Here is a 9,080-nt window from a genome sequence, read left to right as displayed (position 1 = left end):
CGGTGCCGCCGCCCTGACCGTGTCGCAGCCCGGTCCGGGGGCAGCCGAAGCCCGCCCGCCCCCCGATGCCAGCGAGGGATCGAAGCACATCACGGCGGCCGGCTGCACGCTGAGCAGCTGGTAGCGTGTGCCGTTGGCGGTCTGCTCCGGCCGCAGCAGCAACCCGGCCTTCGCCACATCGACCAGGCTCTTCAGGTCGGAGGCGCGCTCCGCCGGGAGCGGAGGCCCGTATTCGACGGTGCGCGGGATGGTCTCGGTGGAGAGACCGAGCGCCAGCGCGGTCCTGAGCTCCTGGGTGAAGGCGGGGAAGCTGGGATCGCCGGGATCGTTCACCAGCGTCCGCGTCAGACCCTGCGACCGCAGCACCACCTTCTGGATGAAGAGATAGAACAGGAGCTCGCGCGGCAGCCCCTCGCGAACGAAGAAGTCGAGCGTCTCCGCGCTGAGGGGCCGTTGCAGCCCAAGCCAGAACTCCTTGGATTCGAGAACGCCGAGATCGAAGTTCGTATTGGTCGTCGCCGTCGCGTTCGCGGTCGTGCCGAAGGTGTTGTTCATGGGCGGCCCGTTCCCGAAGACGACCGTGGGCAGCACCCCCAGGGAGCCGCCGACCGTGCCCGAGCCGCGGACCACGACCAGCTGCGTGAAGCTCAGCGGCACATTGTCGGCGGCGCGGACGATGTTCAGGAAAAGGGCTTCGTTCTGGACCTGCTCGATCGAGCTGTTGAGGCGGCCGACCTGGCCGGTGAGGTCATCGCTGAAGGTGCAGCCCGCCACAGCCATGGCCAGGACCGAGGCGGCCAGGCGCATCAGGCGCGGGCGGCGCGCGCCGCCCTGCCCGATCGAAGGTCCCACAGAACCGCGGCCGAGATGGTTCATCGGCCTGCCGCCATGAGTTGCGGCCATTCGGCAAGGCGCCGGCCGAGATGGGCCAGCAGCGCCCGGCGATGCGTTTCGATGAAGAAATGGCCACCCTCCCAGATTGAGACCTGCGACGGCCCGGCCAGCACCTCCTGCCAGGCCTGCAGGCTCCTCGGAGGGTTCTCCTCGTCCCGCTCGCCGCCGATCACATCGACCGGCCGGGAAAATTTCGGCAGCAAGGAGTCCAGGCTGGGCCGGTAGGCCTCGGTCAGGCAGTAGTCGGAGCGCAGGATCGGCAGGAGGACAGACAGCAGATCCGGCGAACCGAGGACCTCGGGCGCCGTCCCGCCCATGCCGCGCAGATCCTCCACCAGCTCGGCATCGGTCATGCGCGAGCGCTGCCGCTGCGGGCCACGCCAATGCGGCGCATGGTAGCCCGACAGGACGAGGCCGAGCACCGGATGCGAACGGCCGACCAGGATCCGCGCCGCCTCGAAGCCGAGGAGCGCGCCCATCGAATGGCCGTAGATCAGGACGGGCCGCTCTGCGTGCGGCAGGGCGAGGATGGCGCCCGCGATCGCGGCGGCTAGGGTTGCGGCATCGTCGATGCAGGGTTCGCCGAAGCGCAAGCCGTGGCCCGGCATCTCCGCGGCGAACACATCGGCAGTGTCCCGCAGCTCGGCGATCCACGGTCGGAACCCCGACGCGCCTCCCCCGGCCCATGGCAGGCAGACCAGGCGCGGACGCAGCGGGCTGGGCTCCGCCAACCAGTCGGCGAACGGAAACCAGGGCTTCATCGCCGGCCGCGCCAGGGTCACCATCCCAAGCGGACCCGGCCGAACGCCATGGCCACCGCGGCGAGGCGGCACGGTGGGCCGCCGGCGAGCCGAAGCGGCTCGACCGCCCGGTCGACGGCCGCAGTCGCAACCGTCGACGAATTGGCATCGATGACGACGCTCGCCGCGGTCATCTGGCAGGCCCTCCGTTGATCGCCATTGGCGCCACGCCCTCAGACCCCGGATTCGGCCACCAGCGATTTCGGCCGCATATCGGTCCACTGCGCCTCGATATAGTCAAGGCAGCCCTGGCGGCTATCCTCGCCGAGAGCCACGGTCCACCCCGCCGGCACCTCGACGAAGGCGGGCCACAGCGAATGCTGGCCCTCGTCGTTGACCAGGACGAAATAGCGGCCATTCGCGTCTTCGAAGGGGTTGCTCATGTCGGTCTCCTCTCTCAGCTGTGAATTCGCAATGGGCCGGCGGCGAAGATCGAATGCGGGTAGCCCATGCTCACCAGCACCCGGCGCGCGCCGCTGAAGGGCTTGCGCCCGTGTGCGACGCGCATGTTGTCGAGGATCAGGACGTCGTCCCGGCGCCAGTCGAAGACGACTTTCTCCCGCTCGAACGCCGCGGTCACGGCGGCGACGACGCTGTCCGGTATGGCCCCACCGTCGCCGAAGCGGGCGTTGCGCGGCAGCCCCGCCTCGCCGAACAGGTCGAGCATGTCGGCCGCCATCGCCGGGCCGAGGCTGGAGAGATGGAACAGCTGGGCCTGGTTGAACCACAGCTCCCGGCCCAGCCCCGGGTGGATAGCGGTGCCCTGGCAGACCTGGCTGGTTCGCAGCCCCTCCTCCGTCCAGTCGAAGTCGATGTCATGGACCGTGCAGAAGGCCTCGACCTCTTTTCTGCTGTCCGTCTGGAACACCGTCTGCCACGGCAGGTCGATGAAGTCCGAATAGTTCCTGACATAGCGGACCCGCCTGTCGCGGAACTCGGCCAGCACGGCCGGATCGATCCGCTCCGTGACCCTGCCGACGTCGGCCAGGGGCGTCTGGCCGCCGCTGGCGGCGGGGGTCACGCAATGGAAGCCGATGCGCATGGGCCAGTCCCGCTGATAGGCGTTCTCGTTGTGCATCGGGATTTCCTGCGCGGCCGGATATTCGGTCGCGGTGTAGACGCCCTTCCCGACATCGGTCCGCGGGGTCGACCGGTAGACATAGGACAGCGGCTGCGTCCACAGCCGCTGGAACAGGGCGGCCAGCGTGTCCTCGCCGGACACGCCGAAGCCGCGGAACAGCACCGCGCCGTGCCTGGCCAGGGCGGCGTCCATCGCTGCGCCATGCTCGGCTGCGAATTCGAGCAGGCCCCTCGGGCGGCGCGGCTCGACCGTCAGCGGCATCGTGCTCCCGGATGGCAGGTGCTCGGCGACGTCCGATGACCATGACATGGAATCAGTCCCTCCTTCGGGCGACGCAAAGCGGTTCGTCATCTTCCCGGGGCGCCGCGGCCCTGTCGATGGCGAAGCGAAGCAGCGTCCCGTGCGAGGCTGACGCGCTCCGGCGAGTTTCGATCATTCGGCGTGGACCCGACTTACACGGATGGGCAGGCGCTCGAGAGCTCGGCCCGTGAGCCTCCGTTTCTGCCAAGCCGGGGCTGGTTCGGCACGTTCCAGATGCGAGAAGCGCCTCAGCATCAGGTCCAACGCGACCTCCGCCTGAAGGCGGGCGAACATGCTTCCGACACAGGCGTGAAAGCCGTAGCCGAAACCGACATGCCGCTGGCCCTTCCGATGAATATCGAAGCGGTCGGGCTCATCGAATTGGGTCGGGTCACGGTTTGCTGCCGCCACGCACAGTAGAACTGTCTCGCCCTGGCGCACCGGCTCACCGGTGATGACCGTATCGCGCAATGCGACCCGCCGCACCATCGGCAGCGGCGATTCGAATCGGACCGTCTCCTCGATCGCCGCGGCCAGCAGCGAGCGGTCGTTCCGGACAAGTTCAAGCTGATCCGGATGGGCGAGCAGGGCGTTCAGAAGATTGCCGATCAGAGCCTGTGTCGTCTCATTGCCGCCCACCAGCAATTCGATGCAGGTGAAGGCGATCTGGTCTTCGTCGAGGCCAATTTCGCCGGCATGCGCTTCGCTCAGGCGCGAGAGAAGCGAAGCCTTGGCAGTCCGGTCTCGCTGCCGATAGGCATGGCGGAAAAACTCGTACAGCTCGTCCACCGCCTCGAAGACGCCCATGAAGTCGTCCCGCGTCATCCCTCCCAGATCGAGCATGAAGCGTGCCCTGCGACCATTCCTGGCCAGATGCTCCCGGTCTCCGTCGGGCAAGCCGAGCCAATCGCCGAACACTTCGCTCCACAGCGGTTCGGAGATGTCCCGGATCACATCGATCGTCTCGAGATGTGACGCCGCGTCGAGCCGCTGCGAGATTCGATGGACGATCTGGGGCCGCAGTTCCCTGATTGCAGGCGGCAATACAGCGCTGCCGAGCAGGCGTCGCAGCCGGCCATGACTCTGCTCGTCGGAGAAGATGAGAGCCGCCTTCAGCAATCCCGCAAACCGATCGGGGAGTGCCAAACCCCATTTCGTTCCCAGACCGCGCAGAGACTGAGGGATGGCTTCGGAGCTCAAATCTCGATTGGTGAAAGCCTCGCAAACGCTGCTGTAGCGCGTCAGAATCAGGGGCCCCGGAGTTCTGCGATTCGACGATTTTTTTTGAAGTCGCGCATAAACCTGATAGGGGTCGGCGCCAGGGCGCGGGTGCGAGGAATCGAATTGGAGTGATTCGCCGGGGTCGGACGCCTGTTGCGACATGTCCGTTGTCCCTCCTTATCCAACAATGCGACATAGAGAAATATGGATCATTTATATTGGCCCTGCCCGTGATCTCGAAGCTAATAATTCGTTAAATATTAAGCAAAATACTACGAATACCGAGCCATGATTTGAAGCGGCGCCGTGCCGCTCGGCAGCAATGGGCCGAACCCCGTGCTTCGCTGACAACTCGTCCGGATCGAACCAAGGTGTCATCCTTTGCGAGTCGTAAGTGACAATTTCAAGTTCGAGACATCAGACTCGTAAAAACCGGAGCTCCCGCCGGGCCGCATGACCTTGTGGCAAAACCAGGCGGAACGTTTCTCAGGTAAAGTATCGAATGACCTCTTGCTCATTGCCGGCAGAAAGTCCCGCCAGAGCATCCCCGAACGCCTGTTGCCGCACCGAATGCACGAAGTTCCAAGTCACGGAGATGCTGTCGGAGATCGACTTCACATCGTGAAACCAGCCGCCTGGAACGTACAGCACCTCACCCGGCTGCAGGACATCCTCATAGCGGCTGGCGGCGTCGGCGGAATGTGGAAAACGCGCAGCATCCGGCTGCTCGGGATCGACGCATCCGCGTTCGTCCTGGAGTTTCGACGCCTGATCGGGCGCGTAGAAGGTGACCGTCTTCGATCCGTAGATCTGGCACAGGATGGCGTCCGAGCCGAAGGGATCGCGATGCAATCGGGTGCGGGCGCCGCGGGCGCTGACGAACAGACCCTTGTATGGAAAGGGATCGGTCACCACGCTGCGTTTCTCGCCTCCGGGGCAGACCGGTACCAGGAAGCCGTTCCTGGGAAAAAAATCCAGATCGCGCCAGTCTTCGGAAACCGACTGAAAGAACGCATCGGCCCAATAGAAGTCCACGTCCTTGAACTTGGCATACCAGCGAACGTAGTCGGTTGTCCGATGAGACGCCGGCTTGCCGAAGTTGTCCCGAATATAGGTCTTGAGAGGAATCACATCGACGAGATCGAACAGGGAATTGTAGACCTGGACTTCGCGATCGCCGTGATGGGACACAAGCCATTCCGGCGTCCACGTCGCAGGGGCACGCCAGGATCGCATCGCATCGACAACGATGACGGGCTGATTGCACGTCACGAACCCGGAAACAAAGGCGTCCGGATCCAGGTCCGTGACCCGTGGAATCGATTTGCCCATCTGATCCTCCAGATCCTGCCATCGGTGATGCCCGATCGACGATCCTTGCGCCGTCATGCCGGCTCGGTCTCCAGGACCGAGAACTGCGACTTCCGGGCGACCTCCCGGATCGGCTTGAAGCCGGCCCGCTCCATCAGCGCGTTGAACTCCGGGGCTGTGCGCTCCATCCCTCGGAAGAACATCATCATGTGCAGATCGACCAGGAGATCGTAAGCGTCGCACTCATGGGGGTCCTCGCTCAGGAGGCGCTCGACCAGAATCAGCCTCGCGCCGGGCTTCATCGCCTTGCGGCAGCATTCCAGAATCCGGGTGGCGTCGTCATCGGGCCAGTCGTGCAGGATCCAGGAGAGGATGTAGGCATCGCCGCCTTCCGGCGCCCAGGCGAGAAAGTCGCCCGCAACCAGGTCGCACCGGTCTGCAAGGGATGCCTTCGTCAAAGCAGCCGTGGCGGCCGCGATTTGGCCCGGCTGTTCGTAGAGAATGGCGCGGAGGGCGGCATGTCTTTGCAGCAGGTCGATCAGGAGTGCCCCGGTTCCGCCGCCCACGTCGACCACCGTCTCGCCCCCATCCAGTGCGATGGAGTCGGCGATCGCATCCTGAGGCCGGCCCGGGTATCCCACGGCCATGTACTTGTCGAAGATATCCCCGTCGCCGGGGTTCCTTCGAAAGTGCTCGAAAAACGTGATGCCGTTTGCCTGATCGAACGCTTGGCCGCCGGTCCGGATGGTGTGGTCGAGTGCCCCCGCCGTCGCCCAGATACTCGGCATCGTCCAGAACCGCGCTGCCCAATGCAGCGACGGCACGGAATCCCGGCGAAGCAGCAGCGATTTGGAATTGTGCTGCAGATGCCCCCCCTCGGTCACCCGGAAGATCCCGAATGCGGAGAGGGTGCGGCAGAGGCGGCGCATCGCGCCCGGATGGGCGCTGACGGACTTTGCCAATTCCGGAATCGGAACGACGTCGTCTTTTCCAAGCGCGTCCGCCAAACCGATGCGGCAAGCGACCCCGATCATCTGGGACACGGACAGGCCCCGCACCATGGCATGGAGGTCGATCGACTCATCGGCTCTGAAATGGTCTTCAGGCATGAAATAACTCCCGATATGACGTGCCCCGCCGGCCACCGGCGGCGTCGAGGCGCGGTTGCAATGCCGCGGCAGATTGAAAATGTGGGGCCTGCCGCCGCCCGCAGACGCGATGTCCCAAGGCGAGGGATCCGGCTCCGAGTGTTGGCAATGTCGTCGTCATTCGGCCACCCGTGCGGCGATCCGGTGGCGTCTGGGCACGCGGAGTTCACTCATGATCTGCTGCCCGATCGCTGCCAGAGGCGCCGGGTCGACCATGCCCATATGGTCGCAGACGATCGGATGGCTGGTGATCGCGCCGGTCAGATAAGGCAACCAGCTTGACGCCGATGATGCGGCCTCCCCCTCCGCCCGGACGGTCGCCTCGAAGTGAAGTATGTCTCCTATGAAGTCGTTTGGTCTAAATTTTGCCAGCGCCTCGACATTGTTGATCTGAGCCATCTGAATCCTATGGAGTTTTTCCTGATCGAGATAGGCAAGAGGACTGTCAATAGTCTGCAGGTAGCCCTGGATCTCCGGCCATATGTCTGTGACACCCTCGGGGATCGGCTTGTCGTAGCCCATGATCTTCAAGGTGAGACGTTGCACCTCCTGTTCCGCAATCGTTGACCGGCCGGTCGCCGGGTCATGGGGGTAGCTGTCGAGAAGAACCAGGAGATCGACGTCGTGGCCGTCAGCCTGCAGCCGAGTGGCGATCGCGTGTGCCAGATTGCCGCCGAACGAGAAGCCGGCGAGCCGGTATGGCCCTGTCGGGGAGAGGCGCCGGATCTCCAGGCTGAGGTCTCGGGCCATGTCCTCCAGACGGCCCTGGAACGCGTCACCCTGGACCAGGCCCCGGGCCTGCAGCCCGTAGATCGGGATGTCAGGATCGATGTGCTGGATCAATCCGGAATAACACCAGCTGAGGCCGATCGCCGGATGGATGCAGAACAGCGGCGGCTGCTCTCCACTGGTCCGGAGTGGGAGAACCACCCCCAGCGCATCCGCATGATCGCCGACGCCGAGACGCTCCGCGACATCCGCCACGGTCGGGCCCTCGAACAGGCTCCGGATTGTCAGGGTCTCGCCGAGGGTGGCACGGATCCGGCCGATCAGCTTCGCCGCGAGCAGCGAATGCCCTCCGAGCGCGAGGAAGCTGTCGTCGATCCCGACATGCTCGACGTCGAGCACCTCGGCGAACAGACGTTTCAGGATGTCCTCCTGGGGCGTTCTGGGGCGCCGGCCGATGGCGCCGGCTGTGTAAACCGGCGCCGGCAGCGCTCTGCGGTCGAGCTTGCCATTGACGTTCAGCGGCAGGTCCTCCAGCTCCATGAATGCCGCCGGGACCATGTGCTCGGGCAAGTGGGCCGCCGCATGCGCGCGCAGCTCGGACGGCGTTGTTTGCGATCCGGGTGTCGGCACCACATAGGCGACGAGGCGCTTCTCGCCGGGGCGGTCCTCTCGCGCCACCACGGCGACCTGGGCCACGGCGGGATGCGTTCCCAGGACGACCTCGATTTCGCCGGGCTCGATCCGAAAGCCGCGGATCTTGATCTGCTTGTCAGCACGGCCGAGATATTCGATCTCGCCGTCCGGCCGCCAGCGCGCCAGGTCGCCCGTCCGATACATCCTCTCCCCGGCATCTCCGAACGGGCAGGCCACGAAGCGCTCCGCCGTCAGGCCGGGGCGGTTCAGATACCCGCGCGCGAGACAGGATCCGGCCGCGTACAGCTCGCCGACCACTCCGATCGGCGTCGGCTGCAGCCTGCGGTCCAGGATATATATCCGCGTGTTCCAGATCGGACGGCCGATCGGGATGGCGGCCGGCCACCCGTCAACCTCTCGGGGCAGCGTGTGGCCGGTGACGACATGGGTTTCCGTCGGCCCGTAGTCATTGTGAAGAGTGCAGTTCGGGTGCCGGCCGAAGAATGACTGGACGATATCCCCGCCCGTCAACGCCTCTCCGGCCTGAATGACATCCCGCAGCGCCGGAAGACTTCGCTTCTGCTCGGACAGGGCATCGTAGACGGCCTCGAGCACGAGATTGGGTGCGAACAGTTCTTCGATCTCGTTCTCGTCCAGCCAGGCCGCCATGGCGTCGGGGTTGCGACGGGTCTCGGCATCGAGCACGAAAAGCGTCTTGCCGGTGAACAGCGCCGACAGCAGTTCATGGGCCGATGCGTCGAAACTCAGAGCCGAAAACTGGGCGACACGCGCCTGCGGTCTCCCGGGGACCATCATGGCGTGCCATTCCATGAGATTGACCAGAGGCCCTCCCGGCATGACCACGCCCTTGGGCCGTCCGGTGGAACCGGAGGTGTAGATCACATAGGCCGGGTGCCCAGGCCGCAGCCGCGCCGTCCGCTCCCCGTCACCGGGATCATGCTC

At 65.2% G+C, this 9,080-nt stretch carries 9 protein-coding genes; all 9 read right to left on the bottom strand.

Annotated elements, in window-relative coordinates:
- On the bottom strand, positions 1-876 hold an 876-nt coding region (locus AC3XYG_RS10585; protein ID WP_489139791.1), incomplete at its 3' end, for a hypothetical protein.
- Positions 873-1,679: a thioesterase II family protein gene (locus tag AC3XYG_RS10580; protein WP_489139790.1), complete on the bottom strand. Its 807-nt coding sequence runs from the start codon at positions 1,677-1,679 to the stop codon at positions 873-875. The genes AC3XYG_RS10585 and AC3XYG_RS10580, both read right to left, overlap by 4 nt.
- Positions 1,673-1,828, bottom strand: a complete 156-nt coding sequence (locus tag AC3XYG_RS10575; RefSeq protein WP_489139789.1) for a hypothetical protein — start codon at positions 1,826-1,828, stop codon at positions 1,673-1,675. Before AC3XYG_RS10575 ends, AC3XYG_RS10580 begins: the two co-directional genes overlap by 7 nt.
- Positions 1,829-1,867: 39 nt before the next feature.
- Positions 1,868-2,077 (bottom strand): MbtH family protein, encoded by a 210-nt coding sequence (locus AC3XYG_RS10570; protein ID WP_489139788.1) that lies wholly within the window; start codon positions 2,075-2,077, stop codon positions 1,868-1,870.
- 14 nt (positions 2,078-2,091) lie between these two features.
- Positions 2,092-3,084, bottom strand: a complete 993-nt coding sequence (locus AC3XYG_RS10565; protein ID WP_489139787.1) for a TauD/TfdA family dioxygenase — start codon at positions 3,082-3,084, stop codon at positions 2,092-2,094.
- 123 nt (positions 3,085-3,207) lie between these two features.
- A complete protein-coding gene (locus tag AC3XYG_RS10560; protein ID WP_489139786.1) occupies positions 3,208-4,458 on the bottom strand; it encodes a cytochrome P450 in 1,251 nt (416 codons plus the stop codon).
- A gap of 324 nt (positions 4,459-4,782) precedes the next feature.
- The gene (locus AC3XYG_RS10555; protein ID WP_489139785.1) at positions 4,783-5,685 is read right to left on the bottom strand and encodes a cupin-like domain-containing protein; all 903 of its coding nucleotides are present in this window, start codon (positions 5,683-5,685) and stop codon (positions 4,783-4,785) included.
- A complete protein-coding gene (locus AC3XYG_RS10550; RefSeq protein ID WP_489139784.1) occupies positions 5,682-6,716 on the bottom strand; it encodes a methyltransferase in 1,035 nt (344 codons plus the stop codon). The genes AC3XYG_RS10555 and AC3XYG_RS10550 overlap by 4 nt, the downstream gene beginning before the upstream one ends.
- Before the next feature lie 156 nt (positions 6,717-6,872).
- Positions 6,873-9,080, bottom strand: a 2,208-nt coding sequence (locus AC3XYG_RS10545; RefSeq protein ID WP_489139783.1) for an amino acid adenylation domain-containing protein, incomplete at its 5' end; no start/stop codon positions are given.

The sequence above is a fragment of the Inquilinus sp. genome (assembly GCF_057815775.1).
The sequence above is the reverse complement of the archived record's forward strand: the minus strand, read 5'-3'. Positions and strand labels throughout refer to the sequence as shown.

Bases quoted from the DNA above. Each gene is read 5' to 3' on its own strand.
- AC3XYG_RS10580 (WP_489139790.1), bottom strand. From the start codon at position 1,679: ATGGTGACCCTGGCGCGGCCGGCGATGAAGCCCTGGTTTCCGTTCGCC.
- AC3XYG_RS10575 (WP_489139789.1), bottom strand. From the start codon at position 1,828: ATGACCGCGGCGAGCGTCGTCATCGATGCCAATTCGTCGACGGTTGCG.
- AC3XYG_RS10570 (WP_489139788.1), bottom strand. From the start codon at position 2,077: ATGAGCAACCCCTTCGAAGACGCGAATGGCCGCTATTTCGTCCTGGTC.
- AC3XYG_RS10565 (WP_489139787.1), bottom strand. From the start codon at position 3,084: ATGTCATGGTCATCGGACGTCGCCGAGCACCTGCCATCCGGGAGCACG.
- AC3XYG_RS10560 (WP_489139786.1), bottom strand. From the start codon at position 4,458: ATGTCGCAACAGGCGTCCGACCCCGGCGAATCACTCCAATTCGATTCC.
- AC3XYG_RS10555 (WP_489139785.1), bottom strand. From the start codon at position 5,685: ATGACGGCGCAAGGATCGTCGATCGGGCATCACCGATGGCAGGATCTG.
- AC3XYG_RS10550 (WP_489139784.1), bottom strand. From the start codon at position 6,716: ATGCCTGAAGACCATTTCAGAGCCGATGAGTCGATCGACCTCCATGCC.